General features: G+C 61.2%; 24 protein-coding genes. 16 read left to right on the forward strand and 8 right to left on the reverse strand.

What is annotated here, in order from left to right; translation table 11 throughout:
• Window positions 1-70: 70 nt before the first annotated feature.
• From dmul_RS17225 to arcC, 12 genes are all read left to right on the forward strand, one after another.
• Entirely contained in the window at window positions 71-862 is a 792-nt protein-coding gene (locus dmul_RS17225; RefSeq protein ID WP_144016438.1) for an HD domain-containing protein, read from the forward strand.
• Window positions 859-1311, forward strand: coding sequence for a DnaJ domain-containing protein (locus dmul_RS17230; RefSeq protein ID WP_020877457.1), 453 nt, complete (start codon window positions 859-861; stop codon window positions 1309-1311). The genes dmul_RS17225 and dmul_RS17230 overlap by 4 nt, the downstream gene beginning before the upstream one ends.
• A 43-nt stretch (window positions 1312-1354) precedes the next feature.
• Window positions 1355-1948: a flavodoxin family protein gene (locus tag dmul_RS17235; RefSeq protein ID WP_020877458.1), complete on the forward strand. Its 594-nt coding sequence runs from the start codon at window positions 1355-1357 to the stop codon at window positions 1946-1948.
• A gap of 9 nt (window positions 1949-1957) precedes the next feature.
• A complete protein-coding gene (locus dmul_RS17240; RefSeq protein WP_020877459.1) occupies window positions 1958-2860 on the forward strand; it encodes an ABC transporter ATP-binding protein in 903 nt (300 codons plus the stop codon).
• Window positions 2861-2862: 2 nt separating this feature from the next.
• Window positions 2863-3909, forward strand: a complete 1047-nt coding sequence (locus tag dmul_RS17245) for an ABC transporter permease (protein ID WP_020877460.1) — start codon at window positions 2863-2865, stop codon at window positions 3907-3909.
• Window positions 3910-3990: 81 nt separating this feature from the next.
• Window positions 3991-4326: a cupin domain-containing protein gene (locus dmul_RS17250; RefSeq protein WP_020877461.1), complete on the forward strand. Its 336-nt coding sequence runs from the start codon at window positions 3991-3993 to the stop codon at window positions 4324-4326.
• Between the two features lie 79 nt (window positions 4327-4405).
• Window positions 4406-4600 carry a ferredoxin gene (locus tag dmul_RS17255; RefSeq protein ID WP_020877462.1) on the forward strand — a complete coding sequence of 65 codons (195 nt, stop codon included), beginning with the start codon at window positions 4406-4408 and terminating at the stop codon, window positions 4598-4600.
• A gap of 4 nt (window positions 4601-4604) precedes the next feature.
• Window positions 4605-5804, forward strand: coding sequence for an ornithine--oxo-acid transaminase (gene rocD, locus dmul_RS17260; protein WP_020877463.1), 1200 nt, complete (start codon window positions 4605-4607; stop codon window positions 5802-5804).
• A gap of 222 nt (window positions 5805-6026) precedes the next feature.
• Window positions 6027-7028 (forward strand): ornithine carbamoyltransferase, encoded by a 1002-nt coding sequence (gene argF / locus dmul_RS17265; RefSeq protein WP_020877464.1) that lies wholly within the window; start codon window positions 6027-6029, stop codon window positions 7026-7028.
• Between the two features lie 58 nt (window positions 7029-7086).
• The gene (pyrB, locus tag dmul_RS17270; RefSeq protein WP_020877465.1) at window positions 7087-8028 is read left to right on the forward strand and encodes an aspartate carbamoyltransferase; all 942 of its coding nucleotides are present in this window, start codon (window positions 7087-7089) and stop codon (window positions 8026-8028) included.
• 39 nt (window positions 8029-8067) lie between these two features.
• Window positions 8068-9384, forward strand: coding sequence for a cyclic 2,3-diphosphoglycerate synthase (locus tag dmul_RS17275; RefSeq protein WP_020877466.1), 1317 nt, complete (start codon window positions 8068-8070; stop codon window positions 9382-9384).
• A gap of 68 nt (window positions 9385-9452) precedes the next feature.
• The gene (gene arcC / locus dmul_RS17280; RefSeq protein WP_020877467.1) at window positions 9453-10391 is read left to right on the forward strand and encodes a carbamate kinase; all 939 of its coding nucleotides are present in this window, start codon (window positions 9453-9455) and stop codon (window positions 10389-10391) included.
• Between the two features lie 28 nt (window positions 10392-10419).
• Here arcC and dmul_RS17285 read toward each other — a convergent pair whose 3' ends face one another.
• The 5 genes from dmul_RS17285 to dmul_RS17305 all read right to left on the reverse strand — a co-directional run bounded on the left by dmul_RS17285 (window position 10420) and on the right by dmul_RS17305 (window position 15548).
• Window positions 10420-11106: a metal-dependent hydrolase gene (locus dmul_RS17285; protein ID WP_020877468.1), complete on the reverse strand. Its 687-nt coding sequence runs from the start codon at window positions 11104-11106 to the stop codon at window positions 10420-10422.
• 17 nt (window positions 11107-11123) lie between these two features.
• Window positions 11124-11309 (reverse strand): hypothetical protein, encoded by a 186-nt coding sequence (locus dmul_RS17290; protein ID WP_020877469.1) that lies wholly within the window; start codon window positions 11307-11309, stop codon window positions 11124-11126.
• A gap of 11 nt (window positions 11310-11320) precedes the next feature.
• The gene (gene map / locus dmul_RS17295) at window positions 11321-12226 is read right to left on the reverse strand and encodes a type I methionyl aminopeptidase (protein ID WP_020877470.1); all 906 of its coding nucleotides are present in this window, start codon (window positions 12224-12226) and stop codon (window positions 11321-11323) included.
• Window positions 12226-14910 (reverse strand): calcium-translocating P-type ATPase, PMCA-type, encoded by a 2685-nt coding sequence (locus dmul_RS17300; protein ID WP_020877471.1) that lies wholly within the window; start codon window positions 14908-14910, stop codon window positions 12226-12228. Before dmul_RS17300 ends, map begins: the two co-directional genes overlap by 1 nt.
• A gap of 128 nt (window positions 14911-15038) precedes the next feature.
• Window positions 15039-15548 (reverse strand): phosphatidylglycerophosphatase A family protein, encoded by a 510-nt coding sequence (locus dmul_RS17305; protein WP_020877472.1) that lies wholly within the window; start codon window positions 15546-15548, stop codon window positions 15039-15041.
• A gap of 377 nt (window positions 15549-15925) precedes the next feature.
• Here dmul_RS17305 and dmul_RS17310 point away from each other — a divergent pair, with 377 nt between their 5' ends.
• On the forward strand, window positions 15926-16930 hold the full coding sequence (locus dmul_RS17310) for a sigma-54-dependent transcriptional regulator (protein ID WP_020877473.1): 1005 nt from the start codon (window positions 15926-15928) through the stop codon (window positions 16928-16930).
• A gap of 142 nt (window positions 16931-17072) precedes the next feature.
• Window positions 17073-19658, forward strand: a complete 2586-nt coding sequence (clpB, locus tag dmul_RS17315) for an ATP-dependent chaperone ClpB (RefSeq protein WP_020877474.1) — start codon at window positions 17073-17075, stop codon at window positions 19656-19658.
• 266 nt (window positions 19659-19924) lie between these two features.
• Here clpB and dmul_RS17320 read toward each other — a convergent pair whose 3' ends face one another.
• From dmul_RS17320 to dmul_RS21000, 3 genes are all read right to left on the reverse strand, one after another.
• Window positions 19925-20449: a Fur family transcriptional regulator gene (locus tag dmul_RS17320; protein ID WP_234979126.1), complete on the reverse strand. Its 525-nt coding sequence runs from the start codon at window positions 20447-20449 to the stop codon at window positions 19925-19927.
• A gap of 97 nt (window positions 20450-20546) precedes the next feature.
• Window positions 20547-21731: a citrate/2-methylcitrate synthase gene (locus tag dmul_RS17325; RefSeq protein ID WP_020877476.1), complete on the reverse strand. Its 1185-nt coding sequence runs from the start codon at window positions 21729-21731 to the stop codon at window positions 20547-20549.
• Window positions 21732-21801: 70 nt separating this feature from the next.
• Entirely contained in the window at window positions 21802-22137 is a 336-nt protein-coding gene (locus dmul_RS21000) for a hypothetical protein (RefSeq protein WP_020877477.1), read from the reverse strand.
• A 329-nt stretch (window positions 22138-22466) separates the two neighbouring features.
• Between dmul_RS21000 and dmul_RS17340 the strand changes: the two genes are divergently transcribed.
• Window positions 22467-23597, forward strand: coding sequence for a class II glutamine amidotransferase domain-containing protein (locus tag dmul_RS17340; RefSeq protein ID WP_020877478.1), 1131 nt, complete (start codon window positions 22467-22469; stop codon window positions 23595-23597).
• Complete coding sequence (locus dmul_RS17345) at window positions 23561-25195, forward strand: glutamate synthase-related protein (protein WP_020877479.1); 1635 nt, start codon at window positions 23561-23563, stop codon at window positions 25193-25195. Before dmul_RS17340 ends, dmul_RS17345 begins: the two co-directional genes overlap by 37 nt.
• Window positions 25196-25225: the final 30 nt, after the last annotated feature.

Genomic DNA, 25225 nt, shown 5'->3' on the forward strand with positions numbered 1-25225 from the left:
CCGTTACCCGATTGAGAAGTCCTCGATCCCGGCAGGGCGGCCCCGCCGCCCCGCCGGTGTTCAGACCGATGTGACATTGCACCCCTCGAAAGATATCGGCGTGCCCTACACCGACATTCGGCGCTGCGCCAGACGGATCGCGGCCCGATTCCCCGTCCCGGAATTTTACGTCGATTTTCCCCTGGAGTTCGCTTTTTCCCAGCGTTTTTTCGAACTGGATCCAACCGTTTGCGCCATACGACGCATCGCCGTCCGGGAACTGGAGGACGATCTGGGACACGGACTGCCCCACGCCGACAAGGTGAGCCTGGATGCCGGAGCCCTCGCGATCATCGAGAGCCGGCGCATCGGCCTCTCCCTCCGGTGCATCCGGAAGCGGCTTCGGCTGGCCCAATCGGCGGGGCTGCTCCACGATATCCGACGCAAGGATGCCGATCATGCCCTGACGGGATCGATACATGCCCGGAAGCTTCTGGAAGGAAGCGGGCTGTTCACGTCGTCGGAGATTGACGCTGTCTGCGGCGCCATCCTGAACCACGAAGCCTTCAAGCGAAACCTGCCCATCCCGGGCGGGAAAGACCGGATGATATCGGACTGTCTCTACGACGCCGACAAGTTCCGATGGGGGTACGACAATTTTACCGACACCGTATGGACCATGGTATCCTACCTGCGGGTGCCGATCGAGGATTTCATCGGTCGATACCCCCAGGGTATGGCAAGGATCGCCGACATCAAGCGGACCTTCCGCACTGAAACGGGGAAGGTCTACGGCCCGCGCTTCATCGACATGGGCCTCGCCGTCGGCAGGCTGCTCTACGAGACCCTCCGGCGCGACTTCGCAGCCGTCATCGCCCCATGAAGCTCATCGGCATCATCATCGGCCTGATCTACACCCTGTGGCCCGTAGATATCATCCCCGACATGCCGTTTGTGGGATTTCTGGACGATGTTGCCCTGTGGGTCCTCCTCTTCTGGTATCTCTTCCTGCGCCCCGGCGCAACGGAAACACCCGCTTCGGAAGATGCCGACCCCCGTCGGGATCGCTCCCGGACCTTCCGGGGCGGCCGCGACGAGCGGGGAGGGACCGACCAGAGGCCGCCGACCGGGGACGCCCCGAAGGACCCCTATGAGATCCTGGGCATCGACCGGGGCGCTTCACCCGAGGCTGTCAAAAAAGCCTATCGGACCCTGGCGGCCAAATACCACCCCGACAAGTTCGCCCACCTGGGGGAGGATTTCCAGAAAACGGCCGAAAAGCGGTTCAAAGAAATCCACGAGGCCTATCGCACCCTGATATCCAAACCCTGAAGCGGGGCGCCGTCGCCGGTCCCCGCCGTGAAGGAGTCGAAACATGCCCAAGATTGTCGCCGTTTACGGCAGCCCGAGACGAAACGGGAACACCGCGACCCTGCTGAAAGCGGCCGTCAGGGGCGCCCGGGACGCCGGCGCCGAGGTCCGGGAATTCGTATTGCGGGACCTCAGGATGTCGCCCTGCCTTGAAATCTACAAATGCAGGGAGAACGGTCGGTGCGCCATCCGGGACGACTTTCAGACGGTCCATGACGACATCCTCTCCGCCGAAGGCATGATGATCGCCTCCCCGATCTTTTTCTACACCGTGAGCGCCCACACCAAGATTCTGATGGACCGCTGCCAGTCCTGCTGGGTCAAGAAATACTGGATCGACAAGGCCGCCTTCGGAAAACGGCCCCCCACCCGCAAGGGGCTCTTCATCGCCGTGGGGGCGACCCGGGGGAAAAGGCTCTTCGAGGGGGCCCTCCTCACCGTACGCTACTTTTTCGACGTCCTGGACATGGACCTCTGGCGATCGCTGCTTTACCGGGGTCTCGACTTCGAAGGGGACGTCCTGGAACACCCCGAGTACCTGGAAGAGGCATATCGAACCGGTCGGGCCCTGGCGGAAGCCCTTCCCGCTCCGAAGTAGCCTGCCGCAATGGAAACCGCTTCGGCCGTGAAGGCCGTTCTCGAGGTCCGGGGGCTTGTCAAGGCCTACGGCGATACCAGGGCCGTCGACGGGATCAGTTTCGCCATTCCGCCCGGGATCTGCTTCGGACTCTTGGGGCCCAACGGCGCCGGAAAAACCACCACCATCGAGGTGATCGAGGATATCCTCCCCCTGACGGCCGGAGAGATCCTCTATCGCGGCCGCCCCCGAACGCCGGCTTTCAAGCGGGAGATCGGCGTTCAGTTCCAGCACACGACGCTCCTGGACTTCCTGACGGTGCGCGAAATGCTCGCCACGTTTCAGGCCTTTTACGATATCCGTTCCGGCATCGACGAACTGTCGGCCCTCTGCCGGCTCGAGGATATCCTCGAGCAATACGCCGACCGGATATCCGGGGGCCAGAAACAACGGATGCTGCTGGCCCTGGCCCTGGTCAACGACCCGAAACTGGTCTTCCTCGACGAACCTTCCACCGGACTGGACCCCCAGGCCCGGCGGAATCTCTGGGACATCGTTCTCGACATCAAGGCGCGGGGCAAAACCGTGGTCCTCACCACCCACTACATGGAGGAGGCCCAGCACCTCTGCGACGAGGTCGCCATCATGGACCACGGCAGGATCATTGCCCAGGGAGCCCCGGACGCGCTGATCCGACGCCACTGCCGCGGCACCACGGTGGTGCTGCCCAGGGGTGTTCTCCCCTCTTCCCCGGACCGGCTCGGCCTTCAATGGCGTGCCGCGGGCGAGAACGTCATCGTCGAAACCGAGGAGATCAACGCCTGCCTCAAGACCCTCATGGACCGGTCGGTGGATCTCAACGACGTGATCATCCACTCCCCCAACCTGGAAGACGTCTTCCTCAAACTGACCGGTCGAAAGCTGAGGGACTGACCATGCGTTTCAAGCGAACCTGGATGATGTTCAAGGCCCGAAACGCCGAATTTTTCAGGGACCGCGCCTCCTTCGGGTGGAATTTTCTCTTTCCGTTCCTGATCGTGGCGGGGTTCGGGCTCATTTTCGGCAGCGACGTCCGCAACGACTACAAGATCGGCATCTTCCACCACCTGGAGGGGACGGTGACCCCGGCAGACACATCCCTGCCCGAGGCCCTCGAAACTGCCCCCATGCTCAGTTTCGTGGAATTCGAAACCGCTGCCGACGGCATAGAAGCCCTGCGGCACCACAAGATCGATCTTTTGACGGCGACGAACACCTCGGACAGGCGATACTGGGTGACCGACGGGCCGCGGGGACACGTGGCGGAACGGCTCTTTCTCGCCGCCCTGGCGCCCCCCGAATGCCTGAAAGCGAGGCAAAAGCAGGAGATCGAGGGCACTCCGATCCGATACATCGACTGGCTTTTTCCCGGTATCCTGGCCATGAACATGATGTTCAGCGCCCTCTGGGGGGTCGGCTTCGTCATCGTGCGCTACCGGAAGACCGGCGTGCTCAAACGCCTGAAGGTTACCCCATTGACGGCTTTCGAGTACCTGACGGCCCAGATGCTCTCCAGGATCTTTCTCCTGATCTTCACCGGGGTGATCATGTGGATCGGGTGCGACCTCTTCTTTGACTTCAACGTTCAGGGCTCTTATATTGATATTTGCATCACGTTCGTGCTCGGCGGCCTCAGCCTCTGCGCACTGGGACTGGTCGTCGCCGCAAGAGGGACCAGCGAAGAGTTCACCAGCGGCGTCGTCAATTTCATCGGATGGCCCATGATGTTTCTCTCGGAGGTCTGGTTTTCCCTGGAGGGAGCGCCCCATTGGCTGAAACTGACGGCGGAGGTCTTCCCCCTCACACACATGCTGCGGGCCGTCCGCAGCATCATGAACGACGGCGCCGGCCTGGCGGAGGTCTGGCCGGAGGTGGGTATTCTTGGGGCCATGACAGTGATTTTCCTCGTTTTCGGCTCATGGATGTTCTCGTGGAACAGATAGGGCGGCAACCCGAGCCCGGGCCCGCATTTCCGAAAATCCGACCGTTGTCGTCGAAGCGGTCAACCCATAAAGGAAACCGACATGAACACGCAAAACTCAACCCCCAAAGGCGTACCTTTCAATCTCGAAAACAGCGTGGCCTATGCCATCGGCTCAGTGGTGAGCAAGACCCTGCTCAAGAAAAACGCCGGCAACATCACCCTGTTTTCCTTTGACGCGGGACAGGGGCTCAGTGAACATACCGCCCCTTTCGACGCGGTGGTCTATATCCTCGACGGCGAGGGCGAGATCACCATCGGCGGCAAAAAGTTCGACGTCGCCGCCGGTGAATCCCTGATCATGCCGGCAAACGTGCCCCATGCGCTTCATGCCGGGAAGCGGTTCAAGATGCTGCTGATCATGATCCGCAGCGAATAGGCGCGCGGGCGAATCCCGTCCGCGACCGTGAACCGTGATCGGTCATCACCTGAAACCTTAAAGACAAGGAGTGTCAGTTATGGGAAAAAAAGTAATCATCGATACGGAGGAGTGCATCGGCTGCGAAAGCTGCGTGGAACTGTGCCCGGAGGTTTTCGAATTTGACGATGATCTGGAAAAGGCCGTGGTCATATCCGCCGACAGCTATGATGAAGCCTGCGTGGAGGAGGCCATGGAAACCTGTCCGGTGAGTTGCATTCACTGGGAGGAATAATCGCGTGAAGGCGGATGCGTTCATCGCCATGGAAGAACGGCTGGGGGCCCACAATTACCATCCCCTGGACGTCGTACTGACACGGGGAGAGGGGGTCTGGGTCTGGGACGTGGACGGCCGGAAATACCTGGACTGCCTCTCCGCCTATTCCGCGGTCAACCAGGGCCACTGCCACCCGAGGATCTTCAAGGCCATGGTCGAACAGGCCGCCCGCCTGACGCTGACCTCGAGGGCCTTCAGAAACGACCAACTGGGCCGCTTCTATGAGGAGATCTGCGACCTGACCCGCAGCCACAAGGTGCTGCCCATGAACAGCGGTGCGGAAGCGGTGGAAACCGCCGTCAAAACCGTTCGGAAGTGGGGGTACCGGGTCAAGGGGGTTCCGGAGGATCAGGCGGAGATCATCGTCTGCCGCAACAATTTTCACGGCAGGACCATCACCGTCATCAGCTTCAGCACCGACGACGCCTCCAGGGACGGGTTCGGCCCCTTCACGCCGGGGTTCCGGATCGTCCCGTTCGGGGACATCGACGCCCTTTCTTCGGCCGTCACCCCGAACACGGTAGGCTTTCTGGTGGAGCCGATCCAGGGCGAGGCCGGGGTGATCCTCCCCCCGGCCGGATACCTCAAGGCAGCCAGGTCCATCTGCCGGGACCGCAACATCGTCCTGATCCTCGATGAAATCCAGACCGGCCTCGGCCGCACGGGAAAGCTCCTGGCCGAGGAACACGAAGGCATCGAGGCCGATCTGACCCTCGTTGGGAAGGCGCTCTCCGGCGGCTTCTACCCGATATCGGCGGTCCTCTCCAACAGCGAGGTCCTGGGCGTCCTCCAGCCCGGGGAGCACGGCAGCACCTTCGGCGGCAACCCCCTGGCCTGCGCCGTGGCCCGGGAGGCCCTCAAGGTCCTCGTCGAGGAGGGGATGATCGAGAACGCCGCCCGGATGGGGGACTACTTCCTGAAGGGATTGAACCAGATCCGGACGCCCGGCGTCAGGGAGATCCGGGGCAAGGGGCTCATGATCGGGATGGAATTCCATCCCGAGATGGGCGGTGCTCGGCCCTATTGCCAACGCCTCAAGGAAAAGGGCATCCTCTGCAAGGAGACCCACGAACACACCATCCGGTTCGCGCCGCCTCTGGTGATCACCCGGGAGACAGTCGACTGGGCCCTCGACATCATTCGGTCCGTCATCGAGGGGTGAACGCCACGCGATTAGGGGTTGAATTATTCTCCGCCATTCGATACAGAATCGACGGTAGATCCTTATGGGACGCCCCCGGGGCGCCGCCCCGGGGGGAGAGATGCGATGATTCGGTGATCATCGCCCCTTAACCGTCTGACGGCATCTGTGGACGCGATCCTGATCGATCGCTCCAAAGGACGGATCGACGACAACCCCGCATCCGAGGCAGGGAGACGAGCGATGGCATTCAACCTGAAAAACAGGCATTTTCTGACACTGCTGGATTTTACCCCCGACGAGATCGATTTTCTGCTCCGGCTTGCGGGGGATCTCAAACGGGCCAGATACGCCGGCATGGAGCAGCCGCGGCTCAAGGGCAGAAACATCGTGCTGATCTTCGAAAAAGACTCCACCCGGACCCGGTGCGCCTTTGAAACCGCCGCCTGGGACCAGGGCGCCAACGTCACCTACCTGGGGCCTTCCGGCTCCCAGATGGGGAAAAAGGAATCCCTCAAGGACACCGCCCGCGTGTTGGGCCGGATGTATGACGGCATCGAGTACCGCGGGTTCGCCCAGGAGGCGGTGGAGACCCTGGCCCGATACGCGGGGGTGCCGGTGTGGAACGGCCTGACCAACGAATTCCATCCGACCCAGGTGCTGGCCGACCTGATGACCATGACGGAGCACTGCGACAAACCCCTCCGGCGGATGGCGCTGGCCTACCTGGGAGACGCCCGGAACAACATGGGCAACTCCCTTCTGGTGGGGGCCGCCAAGATGGGCCTCGATTTCCGCGCCGTCGCCCCCCGGTCTCTCCAGCCGAGTCCGGCGCTGGTGGGAAAGGCACGGGATATCGCCGCCGGGACCGGCGCCCGCATCACGATTACCGACCAGGTCGAAGCGGGGGTCCGAGGATGCGACTTCCTCTACACCGACGTCTGGGTCTCCATGGGCGAGCCGGACGAGGTCTGGCAGGAGCGGGTCGACCTCTTGAAGCCCTATCAGGTCAACGCCGACGTCATGGCCATGACCGGAAATACCGATACCCGGTTTCTGCACTGTCTCCCGGCGTTCCACAACCGGGACACCGCCGTGGGGGAGGCCATTTACCGGAAATTCGGCATCCCGGCCATGGAGGTCACCGACGACGTGTTCGAATCCCGGGCATCCGTCGTGTTCGATCAGGCGGAAAACCGGGTCCACACCATCAAGGCGGTCATGGTCGCCACCCTGGGGGCATGATCTCCGGGAAAGACCGCCCCGTAATCTTCAACATGAATCGAGACGACAGGAGGGCCCCATGGGCGCGTTTCCCCTGAAGCATGTGTATGAAGCCCAGCAATTCGATCGCCGACTGCTGGACACGGTCTTTGAGACGGCGGACGACATGAAGCGCGACATGGCCGAAGGCGGCCGGCGCTATGGACGGTCTCTGGCCAACAAGATCATGGCCTCTCTCTTCTACGAGCCCTCGACCCGAACCCGGTTCTCCTTCGAGGCCGCCATGATGCGCCTGGGGGGCAACCTCATCACCACGGAAAACGCCCGGGAGTTTTCCAGTGCCGCCAAGGGGGAGAGCCTCTACGACTCGACCCGGATCATGAACGGATACGCCGACATCATCGTCATGCGACACCACGAGGCCGGGAGCGCCGAGAAAGCCGCCCGGGTTTCCACGATCCCCGTCATCAACGCCGGGGACGGCGCCGGCCAGCACCCGACCCAGGCGCTCCTCGACCTCTATACCATCAAGGATCATTTTTCCGAGATCAACAACCTCAAGGTCGCCATGGTCGGCGACCTGAAATACGGGCGCACCGTCCGTTCCCTCTCCTATCTCCTGACCAAATATTCGGGAATCCGGATCGTTTTCGTGTCGCCCCCGGTCTGCCGGATGGCATCGGACATCAAGAGCTACCTGGACAAGGAGGGGATTCCCTGGGCGGAGGACACCGACCTCGACAACGTACTGCCCCAGGTCGACTGCGTCTACATGACCCGGATCCAGAAGGAGCGCTTCATCATTCCGGAGGACTACGACGACGCCGTCGGGAAATACGTCCTCACGCCCGAAAAGGTCCGTCGGATGAAACCGGACGCCATCATCATGCATCCGCTGCCCCGACTTGACGAGATCCCTCGGGCCGTGGACGACGATCCCCGGGCCCACTACTTCGAGCAGGCCCAAAACGGCCTCTATATCCGCATGGCCCTGCTCTACCTGCTGTTGACGGCCGACTGAAACGCCCCTTCCGGGGGCGCCGGAAAGGAGCGCGAAAGAATGGTGGAAAACGTCATCATCATGGGCGCCGCCGGGCGCGATTTCCACAACTTCAATGTCTACTTCAGGGGCAACCCCCGCTATCACGTCGTCGGCTTCACCGCCACCCAGATCCCCAACATCGACGGCCGGTGTTACCCGGCGGTCCTGGCCGGGGAAGAATACCCCGAGGGCATCCCCATCCATCCCGACCGGGATCTGGCCCGCCTCATCCGGGAACATCGCGTCGACCTCGCGGCCTTCTCCTACAGCGACGTCCCCCACACCGAGGTCATGCACAAGGCCGCCGTCGTCACCGCAGCGGGTGCGGATTTCATCATCATCGGCGCCCCCTACACCATGCTCTCCTCCACCCGGACCGTCATCTCCGTCTGCGCCGTCCGGACGGGATGCGGCAAGTCCCAGACCAGCCGGGAGGTGCTCCGGATTCTCCAGGGGATGGGAAAACGGGCGGTCTCCGTCCGTCATCCCATGCCCTACGGCGACCTCACCGAACAGGTGGTCCAGCGCTTCGCGGTCCACACGGATATGGACCGCCACCGCTGCACCATCGAGGAGCGGGAGGAGTATGAGCCGGTGATCGACATGGGCATCCCCGTCTATGCCGGCGTCGATTACGAAAAGATCCTCCGTGCCGCGGAAACGGAAGCCGACGTCATCGTCTGGGACGGCGGCAACAACGACACCCCTTTCTACAAACCCGACATCCATATCGTGGTCTTCGACCCCCATCGGGCCGGGCACGAAACCGCCTACCACCCCGGCGAAACCAACATGCTCATGGCCGACATCGCCGTCATCAACAAGGTGGACAGCGCCGATCCCGAAAAGGTCCTGCAGGTGCGCCGGACCATCGAACGCCACAACCCGTCCGCCGGGATCGTCCTGGCCGATTCGGCGGTCATCCCCGATGATCCGGCGGCCATCCGCGGCAAACGGGTCCTGGTTGTGGAAGACGGACCCACCCTGACCCATGGGGAGATGACCTTCGGTGCGGGCGTCATCGCGGCCCGGCGCTTCGGGGCGGCGGAGCGGGTCGACCCCCGGCCCTATCTCGAAGGCTCTCTGATCAGGACCTTCGCGGACTATCCCCGTATCGACCGGCTTCTGCCGGCCATGGGCTACGGCCCCGACCAGATCCGGGACCTGGAGGCCACCATCAACCGGACGCCGTGCGACCTCGTCCTGGCGGCCACCCCCATCGATCTGGCCCGGCTCATCACCGTCCGGCATCCGGTCCAGCGCATCCGATATACCTATCGGGACAACAGCCGGCCCACCCTGGCGGAGCTGCTCCTCAAACGGCTCTCCGCCTGACGCGCAACAGGTACCGCCCCCCGAAACCCGCGGCGCCGGTCCCGGCGACGCCATTCAAAGGAGGCGTCATGAACCCCGTACACGACAAACCGGTCCTTCTCGTCGCCCTCGGCGGCAACGCCCTGATCAAAAAAGGTCAGGAGGGCACCATCGCCGAGCAGTTCGAGAACCTCCGGGTACCCATCGAGCAGATCGCGCGCCTCTCCCTGGAATACCGCATCATCATCACCCACGGCAACGGCCCCCAGGTGGGCAACCTCCTGCTCCAGCAGGAATGCTGCGACGCCGTGCCCAAACTGCCCCTGGAGATTTTGGTGGCCCAGACCGAAGGCCAGATCGGCTACATGATCGAATCGACCCTCGACAAGGCCCTCATGGCCCTGGGGGTTGACGAGCGTCCCCTGGTGAGCCTGATCACCTACGTGGTGGTGGACAAGAACGATCCGGCGTTCAAGACGCCCACCAAGCCCATCGGCCCCGCGTTCTCCCGGGAAAAGGCCCGGACCCTGCCCTACCCCACCGTGGAAACCGCCAAGGGGTTCCGCCGCGTGGCGGCCTCCCCCAAACCGGTCACCATCGTCGAGCGGCGCGAGATCCAGCGACTCATCGACATGGACTTCATCGTCATCTGCTGCGGCGGCGGCGGGATTCCCGTCATCCGGGAAGGCCGGGCCTTCAGCGGGGTGGATGCAGTGATCGACAAGGATCTGGCCAGCGTCCGGCTGGCCCTGGAAGTCGGCGTCGACATCTTCATGATCGCCACGGACGTTGACGGCGCCGTGATCCATTTCGGGACGGACAAGGCCCGGCTTCTGAATCGTCTCACGACGGCGGAAGCCGGGCACTACCTGGCGCAGGGCCACTTCCCCGAGGGGTCCATGGGACCCAAGGTGGCGGCCGCCGCGGCATTCATCCAGGCGGGCGGCCGGCGGGCCGTCATCACCGCCGTGAACAGGATCGAGGCGGCGGTGACAGACCTCTCGGTAGGCACCCAGGTGACGGCGTGAAGAATGCCGGGGCCGGCCGGCAACCCCCTCAGGGTAGAAACCGGATGCCGGCGTAGGTCGATTTGTCGAGGATGAGCCTCAGAAATCTCCCGGGAGACGGGGCGGTGAAGAAAAGAAGGATCATGGCGGCATAGAGGACGAGGGTGGCGGTCATGTCCCTGAAGCTGATGAACTTCAGGGCAGTGCCGAAAGAGCCCCTCATGCGCATCCCGGAAAAATCGATGCTGTAGAGCTCGTCCAGGAACAGGTGGACGAGATATCCCATAAACAGGAAAAAGCCGCCCATCCAGGCGTACCCGGCGGAGATGCCCCGTACCTGGTCCAGGAGAATGACGACCGTGAGGCCGAAGGTGACGCCGGCCGGGATGGAATGGATGACGCCCCGGTGGACGGTCATCCGGATGAAGAAGGAAAAGACGAGGTACTTGACGGCCAGGAATACGGCGACCCAGATGAGGGCCAGTTCGATGACCGAATCCCCCCAGGGCTGGCTGAACATGACGACAAAGGCGACGACAAAGGAGAGGATGTCGAAGGTGAGCTTGAGCGGGACGGAATTATCGGCGTCGATATCCGGCAGGACACCGCCGACGCTCCCCAGAACGAAATAGAGCAGCACCTGTTCCGGCCTCGCCGCGCCCCCCGCCAGAAGGCAGGTCGCCGCAAGGCCGCTGACCGCACAGGCCGCGGTGATATGGGTCTTGAAGTCGGCCACGCCCGTGCCCCCCTGACCTATACCGCGTCGTTCGACGCGTCGTCCGCGGCTTCCCGGGGTCTGTGGACCGCCTCGAAGATCGTGGTGTAAACCGCGTTGAACACCTCGGGAAACGCCGTGGGGGAGACGCGGCCCGTTTCGATGAATTTGACGACGATCTCCTTGGCCGCCCGTAACACCTGCTCGTCGACGGAAGATGCCATGTCTTTCTCCTTTATGGGGTTGCTTCCGGATCCGGGCCGTAGGGGGTGAGGCTGCGAACCCCCTCCTCAGTGACCAGAACCGTCTGTTCGAATTGCGCCGAAAGGGAGCCGTCCCGGGTCACAGCCGTCCATTGATCGGAAAGCACCCGGAGTTCCTTGCCGCCAAGATTGATCATGGGCTCGATGGTGAAGACCATGCCCGGCACCAGCACAACACCTTCACCCGGGCGGCCGTAGTGGGGGATCTGGGGCGCCTCGTGGAAATCGAACCCGACACCGTGGCCAACGAATTCCCGAACGACGGAACACCCCTCACTCTCGGCGTACTCCTGGATCGCCCACCCGATATCTCCCAGGGTGTTTCCGGGGGCCACCCTGGCGATTCCTCTGAAAAGGCATTCCCGGGCCACCCGGACGATCTTTCGGGCATCCGCCCCGGGCGTCCCCACGAAATAGGTCTGGTTGGCGTCGGCATAATAGCCGTCCAGAATCGAGGTCACGTCGATATTGACGATATCGCCGTCATGGAGCACCCGCTTACCGGGGATGCCGTGGCAGATCACCTCGTTGACGGAGACGCAGACGCTCTTGGGAAACCCCCGGTAGTGAAGCGGTGCCGGACGGGCCCCGTGCTTGAGGGTGAACTCGTGGACCAAGGTATTGATCTCCTCGGTCTCCATGCCCGGGCGGATAATCTGCGCCGCCGCGTCGAGGGTCGCCATCACCAGCCGCCCGGCCCTTTCGATGGCCGCGATGTCTTCAGGCCCCTTGAGGCGGATCTTGTACCGCTTCCAGTACTGGTCCTTCAGATCGTCGGGATCGGATTTCCGCTTTCTGAGACAGCATCGTTTGTATTTGAGACCGCTGCCGCAGGGACAGGGATCGTTTCTACCGATTTTTTCCTTGTTTTTTTTCATCAGGCAAACATCCGGAACACATATTTTCGTAAAAGGTCGAGGGGAATGATGACGATGGAAAAGGCGACGACATAGAGCCACTCCACCGGCAGCAGCGGCACCGTTCGAAACATCTCGCCGCCGAAATAGGTCACGAGGATCTGAATCAGAAAAATGATTCCGACAATCCTCAAAAACCCCCGATTCTCCAGAATGTGGGCAAAAAGGTTGAAGTCCTCGACCCTTACATTGAATTTATTGAAATTGTTCAGAAAGACAAACACGCCGAAAAAGGCCGTCATGAACGCCGCCTCGCTGTTGAAGAGACCTCGCACGGCAGGCACCGTGAGAAAGACGACGGAGATCAGGGTAATGAGAAAGCCGTTGCCGAGAATGGACGACCACATGGCGGGGGTGATCAGGTTTTCATCCCGTCGCTTGGGCTTCTCGGCCATGTGCCTGGCCAGGGGGGGTTCCCCGGAGAAGGCCAGGGCGGCCAGGGTGTCCATGATCAGGTTGACCCACAGGAGCTGAATCATGGTGAGGGGCAGCTTGAACCCCATGAACGGCCCGATGAAGGCGATGGCAATGGCGCTGACGTTGACGGTCAGCTGAAAGGTGATGAATTTCTGGATCGAGCGGTAGATGGTCCGGCCGTAGTGGACCGCGCTGGTGATGGACTGGATGTTGTCGTCCAGAACGACGATATCCGAAGCCTCCTTGGCCACCTCCGTCCCGCTGCCGAGCCCGAATCCAATGTCGGCCTTGGAAAGGGCCGGGCTGTCGTTGACTCCGTCGCCGGTCATCCCCACCACCAGGCCGGCTTCCTGGGCCACCTTCACCAGCCGCATCTTGTCCTGGGGCAGACACCGCGACACCACGTTCAGATCCGGGAGGAGTGCCCGAAGGGCATCATCCGACATATCGGCCATTTCCGACGAACGGATGGCCTTCTTGTGTTCGCCGTTCAACAGCCCCGCCTCACGGGCGATGGCCTTGGCCGTTCCGCTGCGGTCCCCCGTCAGCATGACCACGTGAATTCCCGCGCCCTGAAGGGTCTCGATGGCCGGCCGCGACTCGGGGCGAAGCTCGTCCCGGATCAACGCAAAGCCCAGGAGCGTCATCCCTTCCGGCAGGTCTTTCATGTCATCCGACGCGTCCTCCGGGGAAATGCCCTCCCGAACGGCGACGGCGATGAGGCGGAATCCGGCATCGGCCTTCCGGTCGATGGCCTGGTTGAGCACGGCCTTCTCGGCCTCGGAAATCGGAACCCGCTCACCGGTTGGGGCGTAGTGATGGGCGGCACGCGCCAGGATCCGTTCCGGCGCGCCCTTGATCAGGGTCAATTCCTCTCCGTCAAGGGTTTTGATGCCGGCTGCGGAAAACTTCCGGGCGGAATTGAAGAGCACCTGAAACACATTCTCCGCCGCCGGTTCGACGCAGGCGCTCACGTCGGCGTGGATGAACCTGAGGAGGGCCCGTTCCGTAATGTTGCCGCCGATGATCCGTTCCTCCTCTTTGTCGGCCTCGCAGTTCACGACGCACGACGTATTCTCGCGAAGCGACAAATCCAGAAGCCGGGCCAGGGCGTCGGGAACGGCATCGAACCGATCGTATTCCACGACCCGGACGTCGTCTCCGCCGCCCTCGACGGCCATGAACCCGACGGCGTCGAGCTTGCCCTGGGTGATGGTTCCGGTCTTGTCGGCGAAGAGGAGGTTGAGGCTCCCCGAGGTCTCGACCCCCACCAATTGTCGGACCAGGACGTTCGATTTGAGGAGTTTGCGCATGTTCTGGGCCAGAACGATGGCGATCATCATGGGCAGCCCTTCGGGCACGGCGACGACGATGATGATGACCGCGAGAATGAGGGCCGTCACGATGTCGAGAAGCAGCACCTGCCAGTTGGAGACATAGGCCATCATGGCCGCGGCGTCACCCCCGTTGTCGAGATAAACGGACTTGAACATGAAGGCCGCACCGATGAAAGTGGCGCCGATGTAGCCGAACCGGGCGATATCGTCGGCCAGTCTGGAGAGCTTCACCCTGAGCGGGCCCTGCCGGTTGTCCGTTTGAAGCCCTTCCGAGAGCCGGCCCAGCTGCGTCCGGTCTCCGACCTTCAGAACGGTCATGGCCGCCTCGCCGTCCTCCACGATGGTGCCGCGGTACACCGAATGAGGGTTTGCCAGATCCGAGAGTTCGGCCTCGCCGGGCTTCTTGGTCACCGGTACCGGTTCGCCGGTCAGGGCCGCCTGGTTGACCTTGACCTTCCCTTGGATAATCCGTCCGTCCGCCGGGATCTTATCGCCGGGCTGAAGCAGCACCACGTCCCCCACGACGATGTCGTCGATGCCGACGATCCTGAGCGCGCCCTCCCGGAAAACATTGATCAGGATCCTGGAGGCTTCCTCCTGAAGCTTCTGAAAGGTCTGTTCGTTCTTGAATTCCGACGCCGTGGCGACGAACGTCGCCAGGGCCACGGCCGCGGCGATTGCCACGCCCTCATACCATTCGGCGAATCCGAACACGGCCAGAACGGTGACGACGGCCAGCGCCACCACCAGGATGACGATCATGGGATCTTTGAAGTTGTCCTTCAATTTGTCCCAGAAGGTCTCGACCTCCTGGGGGCTGATCCGGTTGGAGCCGTGTTCCAGGCGGGAGGCCTCGACCTCCCTTTCGCTGAGTCCTTTGTAACTGAACATGTTGACCTCGTTAGGTTGATTTTTCGAAAAATCGGCCGATCGTCATCCAAAATTCGGTCGATCGATGGTCTGGATACCGGCGGACGCGCCGCACTGGGGCAACGCCGGTGGTTGGACGGCCGCGGGGATCACACGAATAGTTCGGGTGACATCCAATAGACGATCGCCATGATCCAGGCGGCGTATCCGGCGCTTACCAGATCGTCCAGGAGCACACCCCACGGGCCGCCAAGCTGTTCGTCGATCAGGCGGGCCGGCGGCAGGAGCTTGAAAATGTCCAGAATCCGGAAAAGGACGAATCCCCATACGGCCACGGGCCACAGGTTCCCTTCCCGGAACAGGATCGGGATCAGCAGATAGCCCGCCACCTCGTCCAGGACGAAGTGGGGGGGGTCCTTGACACCCCAGTGGGCCTCCGCCCACGGGGTCAGAAGGTGATTGGCCGCGCAGACCGCGGCGAACATCGTCAGGAGCATCGGCATCTTCAGAGAGGCGGGAAGCGCCAGAACGACGGCTGCGTGAAGAACAACCCCCAGCAGCGCCCCGCAGGTTCCGGGAAGAACGGGGGATAATCCCAGTCCGCAGGCGGATCCTACAAAAAAAGCTATTTTATGTTTTGGCTTTTCAGGAATATTCATATATTTATTTATAGACCTATGCTGAAGACAGCCGTCCGCGACATGGGATCCTGTCGGCTCTTTTCAGTCTGAAGTCTTGAGATTCGGCCGCTTTCCGGACGACGGCGGAAAAGTCGCATCAAGTACAGGAATATATAAAGCGCGAAGGTGCCGTGTCAAGATAAAGCGGATGTTTTCTTCCCGATCCGCTGACGTTTCCCGAGGCGACTGTCCGACCCGCCGTCGGCAAAAAATTGTTGAAAAAGCCTTGCATTTTAAAGAAATGATGTCTAAATTAGAATTGATTTATAAAAAAAAGAATACCCATTTTTATGCCGACATCATTATGGAATACGCACGTTTTTATCGTTTATTCATTTTTTTCCAAGGATGGAACCATGTCCAGCATTTCGAAAGATACCGCACCTTCCAACATAATCATCACCCAGAACGAGGCGATGCTCTCCGTCATAGAGGACGTCAAATCCGCCGCGGCCGCGCGTAAACCGTTGTTCATCACCGGAGAAAGCGGAACCGGAAAGGAATTGATGGTGGACTACATATACGAGATCGGCGGTTTCCGAGGCGGACTGGCCAAGATCAACGTCATGGATCTGAATGACGAGGATCTCTTCCCGGCGACGCTGTTCGGTTATACCAGGGGCGCCTTCGCACGTTCGGAGGAAAGTCATGGAGGGCTGATCGAAAAAGCCTCGGGCGGCGTCCTTTTCCTCGATGAAATCAGCGCCCTCAACCCCGCCTCCCAGATTCGAATCTACAAGCTGCTCCAATCCGGGGAATACATCCCCCTGGGAAAGGACAAGCCGTCCCACACCGACGCCTACATCGTCTTCGCCAGCAGCGCCGATCTGTGGGTGCTGCAGCGGTCGGGCAGATTTCGAAGGGATCTTAACCTCAAGCTGCGCGAGCACCACGTCCACCTGCCCCCGCTTCGGGACCGCATCGACGACATCCCTCTCCTGACGGATTATTTCTTCGAGGAGTCCGCGCGTATTCTGGAAAAGAAGCGACCCACCCCCCCGAAGGAGCTGTACACCCTTCTGAAGACATACAGCTTCCCCGGCAACGTCTCCGAACTTCGGCGGATGGTGTTCGAAGCCGTCCGGGAGCACAAGTCCAAGATTCTGTCCCTGGATGTTTTCAAGGCGCACATGAGCCGGAAGAAGGCGGAGAAGCCCTACCGGGAGGAGTTGGATGTCGACGACGACGCCCCCTTCAAATCCTTCCGGAAACTGCCGACCATCAAGAAAGTGACCCATATGCTGGTGGAGGAAGCCATGCGCCGCTCCGGGGGGAACCAGTCGATTGCCGCCAGAATGCTGGGTATTTCCCAGCCGGCACTGAGCAAGCGCCTGAAAAACGCCGCCAAAAAACGCAAATAATTCGGCTAATGAGATGTTGACACCAAATCGCAGATGGTTATTGTTGGTTAAAAATGCTTGGCACGTTTCTTGTATGACTTTGACATGATACTGCGACCCCACGTGCCGACCCCAACATGTATTCGACCGTGAGGAGAACTGTATGCGATTTGACAAATTTACCCTTAAATCCCAGGAAATGATTCAGAACGCCCAGGCACTTGCCGCCCGCCTGGGCAATCAGCAGATTGAACCGGAACACCTTCTCAGCGCCATGCTGTCGGAGCCTGAAAGCATCGCGAAATCGATGCTCCGAAAGCTTGGCGCCTCGCCGGGCGCGATCGCCCGGGAGGTCACCCTTGCCCTCAAGAACCTCCCCAAGGTGAGCGGCGTGAGCGATACCTATCTCTCTCCCCGGGCCAAGACCGTCCTGGATGCCGCCTTTGCCGAAGCCTCGAAAATGAAGGACGAGTACGTCAGCGTCGAGCACATCCTGATTGCCGTCGCCGACGAGAAGCAGGGGGAGGCGGCCCGGATTCTCAGGCATTACGGCGTCGAACGCGAATCCATCCTCAAGGTCCTCATGGACATCCGCGGCGGTCAGACCATCACCGACCCAAATCCAGAGGAAAAATATCAGGCCCTCGACAAATTCAGTCGGGACCTGACCCATCTGGCCCGGCTGGGTAAGCTGGACCCCGTAATCGGGCGCGACGACGAGATCCGACGCATCGTTCAGGTTCTCTCGCGAAGGACCAAAAACAATCCGGTGCTCATCGGGGATCCCGGCGTCGGCAAAACCGCCATCGTGGAGGGGCTGGCCCAGCGCATCGTCCGGGGCGACGTGTCCGAAACCCTCAAGAACCGCCGGCTGGTCTCCCTCGACATGGGCGCCTTGATCGCCGGCGCCAAATACCGGGGAGAATTCGAAGATCGCCTCAAGGCGGTGCTCAAGGAAGTGGAGCGGGCCGAAGGAGAGGTGGTGCTGTTCATCGACGAACTCCACACCCTTGTCGGCGCCGGCGCGGCCGAGGGGGCCATGGACGCCTCCAACATGCTCAAGCCCGCTCTCGCCCGGGGAACCCTCCGGTGCGTGGGGGCCACCACCATCAACGAATACCGGAAACACATCGAAAAGGACGCCGCCCTGGAACGGCGCTTCCAGCCGGTCCTCGTGCGGGAACCCAACGTTGAGGACACCATTTCGATTCTCCGGGGGCTCAAGGAGAAATACGAGGTGCACCACGGCGTCCGCATCAAGGACTCGGCCATCGTGGCGGCGGCGACCCTGTCCCATCGCTATATCACCGACCGCTTCCTTCCCGACAAGGCTATCGACCTGATCGACGAATGCGCCTCCAAGCTCCGCATCGAGATCGACAGCATGCCGGTGGAGATCGACGAGATCCAGCGCAAGATCCTCCAGATGGAGATCGAGCGCGAAGCCCTGAAAAAGGAGACCGATCCGGTCTCGCAGGAACGTCTCCGGAAGCTCGACAGAAGCGTCGCCTCCCTCAAGGAGGAGATGGCGGGAATGAAGGTCCACTGGCAGAACGAAAAGGAATTGATCCAGACCATCCGGAAAATCAAGGAGGACCTGGAACATTTGCGTGTCGAGGAGCAGACGGCCGAACGGGAGGGCGATCTCGCCCGGGTGGCCGAGCTGCGCTATGGCAAGGCCGGAGAACTCAAAAAGCGGCTGGAGGCCGCCAACCAGGACCTGGCCGGACTTCAGGCCGAAAAGAAGATGCTGAAAGAAGAGGTGGACAGCGAGGACGTTGCGGAGGTCGTCTCACGATGGACGGGCATCCCCGTCAGCAGAATGCTTGAAGGGGAGCGGGAAAAGCTGCTCAAGGCCGAGGAACGGCTGGCCCGTCGGGTCGTCGGCCAGCGCGAAGCCATTATCGCCGTGGCCAACGCCGTCAGGAGAGCCCGTTCCGGCCTCCAGGACCCCAACCGTCCCATCGGCTCCTTTATCTTTATGGGACCCACCGGCGTGGGAAAAACGGAACTCGGAAAAGCGCTGGCGGAATTCATGTTCGACGACGAGCAGGCCATCGTCCGCGTCGACATGTCCGAATTCATGGAAAAGCATTCGGTGGCCCGGCTCATCGGAGCACCTCCGGGATACGTGGGCTACGAGGAAGGCGGATACCTGACCGAGGCGGTCCGGCGAAGGCCCTATTCCGTCATCCTCTTCGACGAGATCGAGAAGGCCCACACCGAGGTCTTCAACGTCCTGCTCCAGATCCTGGATGACGGTCGGATGACCGACGGCCACGGCCGAACCGTCGATTTCAAGAACACGGTCGTCATCATGACCTCCAACGTGGGAAGTCAATACATCCAGGAGATGGGCGTCGGCCGCGACCAGGAGGTCGAAGCGCGCGTAAAGGAAAGCCTCCGCAGAACCTTCAAGCCCGAATTCCTGAACCGCATCGACGAAATCATCTTCTTTCACAGCCTCGATCACGAGCAGATCGGGGAGATCGTCGAGATCCAGATCGGGCGACTCAAGAAGCGTCTGGAGGAACGCCAGATCACCCTGATCCTCTCCGACGAGGCCCGAAAACACATCGCCGAAAAGGGATATGATCCGATTTACGGTGCAAGGCCCCTCAAGCGGGCCATTCAGAAAACCATTGAAAATCCCCTCTCCATGGAGATCCTCAAGGGTACGATCCCGGACGGATCGACAGTGGCGGCGGGGGTTCAGAACGGGGAGATCGTGTTTCACACAGTAGGCTGAAGGCTGAAGACTTAAAGGCTGAAGGGGGAATAAACGCGCCGTCCGTTGCGGTCCGCCCCTTCAGCCTCTCGTCTTCTGAATAGACTGAAGGCTGAAGACTTGAAGGCTGAAGGGGGAATAAACGCGCCGTCCGTTGCGGTCCGCCCCTTCAGCCTCTCGTCTTCTGAATAGACTGAAGGCTGAAGGCTATAGGCTGAAGGGGTTAAAGATACCGTCTGTCACAGGTGCACCCCTTCAGCCTTCAGTCTTCAGCCTTCAGCCTTATATCAGAAATTGGAAGCCTTCCTGGACATCGGGGCGTCGCCGTCCGGGCTTTTGGCTGAATCGGACGGCTCGGCGACGGGATGGGGGGATAGGGTTCGGCGGTCGATGGCCTTTTCCAGGCAGTCGGGACACAGCCCCAGGAATTCCAGCCGATGCCCCGTGATCCGATAGCCGGTGGTATCGTCGAGGCTGTTTTCCACATGTTCCATGAAGTTCATGGGAGCGTCGTCCACACGATCACAGTTGATGCACCGGATATGATAGTGTTTGCGGGTGTTCCAGTCAAACCGCTTGAGGGTTCCCCCCAGCTCGAGTTTCTGAATCTTTCCCAGCTCCGACAGGATCTCCAGGTTGCGATAGACAGTACCGAGACTGATGCGGGGAAGCTCACGGCGAACGACCTCGTAGATCTCCTCGGCGCCGGGGTGGGAAGCCATCCCTCTCAGCACCTCCAGAATCACCTTCCGCTGCCGCGTCATCCGGATGTTCCGCCCGGCATCCTTACTGTTAAGTCGATCTGTGGTCAAACCGCTCCTTCCTTCCTGTGATCCCTCCGCCCCACGGCTCGGGCCGACGTCTTCCGGCGCCGAACCCGGATGAGCCGGGACGCCGCCCGGTGCGGGCCTACCGGCGGTCAATCGGCTCCCACGCGCACGCCTCGGGCCCGCAATAGTCCCCGATGTATTCGGACTCGGGCCGATAGAGCATCGGTTTGGGCGCGGCGCCGGCAAACTGTTCCTCCAGGACGTGGGCCGCCCATCCGGCGACTCGCGATATGGCGAAGATCGGGGTGAACAGATCCATGGCGATACCCATGGCGTAATAGAGGGAAGCGCTGTAGAAGTCTACATTGACATAGATGTCCATATCCTTGTGGCGCTTGAAGGCCGCCTTGGCCTTTTCCTCCAGGCGCCTGGAGATCTCGTACCACTTGACCTCGCCGATCCGCTCGCCCATCCTCCGGGACATCGGCGCCAGGATGAGGGCCCGGGGGTCGTCCACCTTGTAGACGGCATGCCCCAGCCCCATGATCTTGCCGCCGGAGCCGAGCTGCTTCTCGATGTAGGCATCGATGTTCTCCACCGTGTCGATCTCCTTGAGCATCTGCATGACCCGGGTGTTGGCGCCGCCGTGAAGCGCACCCGACAGGGACCCCACGGCTGCGCCGACGGCGGCGTACATGTGGGCTCGGGTGGAGGCGACCTCCCGGGCGGCGAAGGTCGACGCGTTAAAGGAATGCTCGGCGTGAAGCACCAGGCATGCGTCGAAAAAGCTTGCCGCCTCCTCGTCGGGGATCCGGCCGCTCATCATGTAAAGAAAATTGGCGGCATGCCCCAGCTCCGGCAATGGCGCCACCGGCGCCCGGCCGTTGCGGAGGCGGTCCCAGGCCGCCACCAGCGTGGGCAGCCCGGCGATGAGCCGGATACCCATACGGATAGCGGCATCGCGGCTTCCCTCGACGCGGACATCGGGGTCGTGATGGGCCAGCATGGCCACCCCCGCCTGAAGGATATCCATGGGAAGGGCGTCCCGGGGCCGGGTTTTCAAGGCATCGATAATCTCGGACGGAATCGGCATCCGGCCGACCAGGGTCTTCTTGAATGCCGCAAGTTCTTCCGCCTTGGGCATCCGCTCGAAGAGAAGCAGATAGGCGACCTCCTCAAAGGAGGCGTTTTCAGCCAGATCCTTGACCAGATAGCCGCGATAGATCAGTTTTCCGGCATCACCGTCCACATCGCTGATGCGGGTGCTCGCGATGGTGACGCCGCGAAGCCCGGTGTTCATCGTAATCTTGCATTCTTCGGTCATCAGGCACCACCTCTTTTTCATTCCCCGGAAAGGACCGTTAACCGCGTTCGGCCCCCTGGGATCGATCGTTTCAGATGTCCAGCCACATGTCCGCTTCATTGCCGCAGTGACTGCAGGTCCCGGTTCCCCTGACGCGGCGGGAGCCTTTTCCGGCATCGGTTTTCGCTTCGGCCGAAGCGGAATCCGCTTCATCGACCAGCGTGCAGGTCACCACCATCTCAGCCTCGTTTCCACAGTGTTCGCATTTGCATACGCGCTTCAAGGTCTTCGTCTCTTTTTCGGCCATGGCATTCTCCTTGGGTTTGAAAATCCGGTGCCGGAGGGTTGTCGCTTCCCCCTCCGTCAGAAGGACCCGTCGCCCTTCCGGACGCGGATCACAATTATTATGGATGTTTACATCTATCATTAATAAACCTAACCATATTTTTTTTCAATAGCAAGTTGAAGCCGATCTGAAATCCCCGGCGAAAAAGCTCACCAAAATCTTGTTTTCCAAATGTTTTCAAATATGTTAAAAACGGCATCAGGATGCCTGGTCCAGCCTTGAGACCTGTCATCGCAAGGAAGAGCTTGAATTTTCGGGTCAAAAGCGATAAATGAAGAGGTTCGCGCTCTTGCAACATGGATAGACACCCCGCCGGATTACCGCACCCCAAGCCTATCCTGTAACCATCGCCGCCCTATGGTTTCGCTTGCCGGGCGACCCGGGCAGGCAATGAAGGAGAAAAAGAAAATATGTGTCGTTTGTTTGCCATCACCAGCAAGGAACCGTTGTCTCCGATGGTCGCCGTAGAGGCCCTGGACGTCATGCGCGAAGGCCATGACGGCTCCGGCGTCGGCCTTTTCCTGCGCGATCTTGGAGGGCCTTTCGAAGAAATGAAGGATGCCCCGATTCTGTCGGGCATCTTTACCGAGTCCGGCCTCAAACGCCTGGACGCCTTCATGATGAATCTCGGTTTCATGACCAAATACAAGCTGACGATCAAGGTCCCCAAGGCACCCCCGCCGGGCGTGCCCAAGCGGGACATCTATCTGATCCGCGCCTACGAGTATCCCGAGGAATGGGACGAGATGACCGAAACGGAGAAGCTTCGGAAACTGGTGCACCTCCGTCTCACGCTCCGGGGGATGGGGGAGGAGAAGGAGGACATGATCGTCTTCTCCCTGTGGCCCGACGCCGTCATGATCAAGGAGATCGGCGACCCCATGCGGGTGGCCAACCATCTCAAGCTGGACCGGAAGGAGCTCAAGGCCCGCATCATCATGGCCCAGGGGCGCCAGAACACCAACTACGCCATCAACCTGTATGCCTGCCACCCCTTTTTCCTCGAGGGCTTTTCCACCATGACCAACGGGGAGAACACGGCATTCGTGCCCATCAAGGAGTACCTGTCTTCCCGGGGATTTGAGGGTTACACCGGCTACCAGTCCGACTCCGAGGTGTTCACCCATATCCTCCACTACACTTTGAAAAACCTGGGCTTCGGCATCGAAGGCTACAAGCACGTCATCACCCCTCTCGCCGACGAGGACCTCGAGGCCCATCCCAACGCGGCACTGCTGAAGGCGTTGAAACACAGCTGCCGGCGGATGATCATCGACGGGCCCAACTGCGTCATCGGATCCCTGACGGACCACAGCCTCTTCATGGTTCAGGACCGGAAAAAACTGCGTCCCGGGGTCGTGGGCGGCAAACCCGGCACCTTCGCCTTTTCATCCGAAATCTGCGGTCTCGACGCCGCCATCCCCGACCGCGACAAAACCAAGGACTTTCAACCCATGTATCTCGACACCGCGATCGTCGGTCCCGACCGACAGGAGGTTAGAATATGCCGTCAAACCGACCCGTTACCCCCTCTACACTGAGTGTCAAGGACCTGCCATGGCAGATCTCCTGGCAGAAGGACAAATGCTCGCTCTGCGGCAGCTGCACGGCGGTATGTCCGGTCAACGCCATTGAACTGGGCGTCTTCCGGAAAAGGTATATCCATGCCGACATCAAACCGGCGGGATCCTCCTCCACCGGATACGACATCTTCTACGGCATCCGCCAGAAGACCGATCCCGCATACGCCTGCATCGGCTGCGGCATGTGCAGCATGGTCTGCCCCAACGACTGCATCATGCCCCTCAAAAGCGACGAGGCCGACAAGCTCAGATTCCACATCGATCGGGGGGGGCAGCCCCGACGACGGGGCGGGCGGCGCAACAACGGCGCGAGCCTGCTCGACCGGATCAAGTTCATCCGCATCTCCATGCTTACCGACCCGGCCCTCGACGCCGGTCGCCACGAGTTCGAAATCCGGACCCTCCTGGGTCGGGTGCTGCCCCCCGAGGAGAGCCTCCGGCATTTCAAGGAGAACGGGTGGGTGCCGCCGATCCGGGAGATCTATCCGCTCATCATCGGCGCGATGTCCTTCGGCGCCCTCTCCCCCAACATGTGGGAAGGTCTCCAGATGGGGGTCGCCTACCTGAACGAGACGTTGGGGATGCCGGTCAGGATATGCACCGGCGAGGGGGGGTGCCCCCCGCGGCTTCTTCGGAGCCGCTTCCTGAAATACGTCATTCTCCAGATCGCCAGCGGATACTTCGGATGGGACGAGATCATCCATGCCATTCCCGAAATGAAGGTGGACCCCTGCGCCGTGGAGATCAAGTACGGCCAGGGCGCCAAGCCCGGAGACGGCGGGCTCCTGATGTGGTACAAGGTCAACAAGCTCATCGCCGCCATCCGGGGCGTGCCCGAGGGGGTAAGCCTTCCCAGCCCGCCCACCCACCAGACGAAGTATTCCATCGAGGAGGCCGTGGCCAAAATGATCCAGTCCATGTATATGGCCTGGGGCTTCCGGGTGCCGGTCTATCCCAAGATCTCGGCCAGCTCCACCGCTCTGGCGGTTCTGAACAACCTGACCCGGAACCCTTACGCCTCGGGCCTGCTCATCGACGGCGAGGACGGCGGCACCGGCGCAGCCTACAACGTCTCCATGAACCACATGGGATACCCCATCGCCGGCAACGTCCGGGACTGCTATCTCAACCTGGTCAGGCTGGGCAAGCAGAACGAGATCCCCATCTTCGCCGGCGGCGGCGTCGGCAAGAACGGCAACCTGGCCGCCAACGCCGCCGCCCTCATCATGCTGGGCGCCAGCGGGGTCGTCACCGGCAAATACGTCATGCAGGCCGCGGCCGGTTGCCTCGGCTCCGAAGGGGATCGATGCAATATCTGCAACATCGGCCTGTGCCCCAAGGGCATCACCTCCCAGGATCCCCGTCTCTACAGACGCCTCGATCCGGAACAGGTGGCCCAGCGCGTCGTCGACTTCTATCTCGGCTTTGATACGGAAATCCGAAAGATTTTCGCCCCGCTGGGACGCTCCACCTCGCTTCCCATCGGCATGTCCGACGCTCTCGGCGTCGACGACCGCGACATCGCCGACCGGCTGCAGATTCAATATGTCGTCTAAGGCAACAAAGCGGAATCCATGGAGACCGTT

It is taken from the genome of Desulfococcus multivorans (assembly GCF_001854245.1).
GTDB classification, from domain to species: domain Bacteria; phylum Desulfobacterota; class Desulfobacteria; order Desulfobacterales; family Desulfococcaceae; genus Desulfococcus; species Desulfococcus multivorans.

Excerpts from the sequence above, each read along its gene's own strand:
- dmul_RS17300 (WP_020877471.1), bottom strand. The coding sequence starts at position 14,910 with ATGTTCAGTTACAAAGGACTCAGCGAAAGGGAGGTCGAGGCCTCCCGC.
- dmul_RS17230 (WP_020877457.1), top strand. The coding sequence starts at position 859 with ATGAAGCTCATCGGCATCATCATCGGCCTGATCTACACCCTGTGGCCC.
- dmul_RS17325 (WP_020877476.1), bottom strand. The coding sequence starts at position 21,731 with ATGACCGAAGAATGCAAGATTACGATGAACACCGGGCTTCGCGGCGTC.
- argF (WP_020877464.1), top strand. The coding sequence starts at position 6,027 with ATGGCATTCAACCTGAAAAACAGGCATTTTCTGACACTGCTGGATTTT.
- pyrB (WP_020877465.1), top strand. The coding sequence starts at position 7,087 with ATGGGCGCGTTTCCCCTGAAGCATGTGTATGAAGCCCAGCAATTCGAT.
- dmul_RS17275 (WP_020877466.1), top strand. The coding sequence starts at position 8,068 with ATGGTGGAAAACGTCATCATCATGGGCGCCGCCGGGCGCGATTTCCAC.
- dmul_RS17345 (WP_020877479.1), top strand. The coding sequence starts at position 23,561 with ATGCCGTCAAACCGACCCGTTACCCCCTCTACACTGAGTGTCAAGGAC.
- dmul_RS17235 (WP_020877458.1), top strand. The coding sequence starts at position 1,355 with ATGCCCAAGATTGTCGCCGTTTACGGCAGCCCGAGACGAAACGGGAAC.
- dmul_RS17310 (WP_020877473.1), top strand. The coding sequence starts at position 15,926 with ATGTCCAGCATTTCGAAAGATACCGCACCTTCCAACATAATCATCACC.
- dmul_RS21000 (WP_020877477.1), bottom strand. The coding sequence starts at position 22,137 with ATGATAGATGTAAACATCCATAATAATTGTGATCCGCGTCCGGAAGGG.
- map (WP_020877470.1), bottom strand. The coding sequence starts at position 12,226 with ATGAAAAAAAACAAGGAAAAAATCGGTAGAAACGATCCCTGTCCCTGC.
- dmul_RS17305 (WP_020877472.1), bottom strand. The coding sequence starts at position 15,548 with ATGAATATTCCTGAAAAGCCAAAACATAAAATAGCTTTTTTTGTAGGA.
- dmul_RS17250 (WP_020877461.1), top strand. The coding sequence starts at position 3,991 with ATGAACACGCAAAACTCAACCCCCAAAGGCGTACCTTTCAATCTCGAA.
- clpB (WP_020877474.1), top strand. The coding sequence starts at position 17,073 with ATGCGATTTGACAAATTTACCCTTAAATCCCAGGAAATGATTCAGAAC.
- dmul_RS17290 (WP_020877469.1), bottom strand. The coding sequence starts at position 11,309 with ATGGCATCTTCCGTCGACGAGCAGGTGTTACGGGCGGCCAAGGAGATC.
- dmul_RS17240 (WP_020877459.1), top strand. The coding sequence starts at position 1,958 with ATGGAAACCGCTTCGGCCGTGAAGGCCGTTCTCGAGGTCCGGGGGCTT.
- arcC (WP_020877467.1), top strand. The coding sequence starts at position 9,453 with ATGAACCCCGTACACGACAAACCGGTCCTTCTCGTCGCCCTCGGCGGC.
- dmul_RS17245 (WP_020877460.1), top strand. The coding sequence starts at position 2,863 with ATGCGTTTCAAGCGAACCTGGATGATGTTCAAGGCCCGAAACGCCGAA.
- dmul_RS17255 (WP_020877462.1), top strand. The coding sequence starts at position 4,406 with ATGGGAAAAAAAGTAATCATCGATACGGAGGAGTGCATCGGCTGCGAA.
- dmul_RS17340 (WP_020877478.1), top strand. The coding sequence starts at position 22,467 with ATGTGTCGTTTGTTTGCCATCACCAGCAAGGAACCGTTGTCTCCGATG.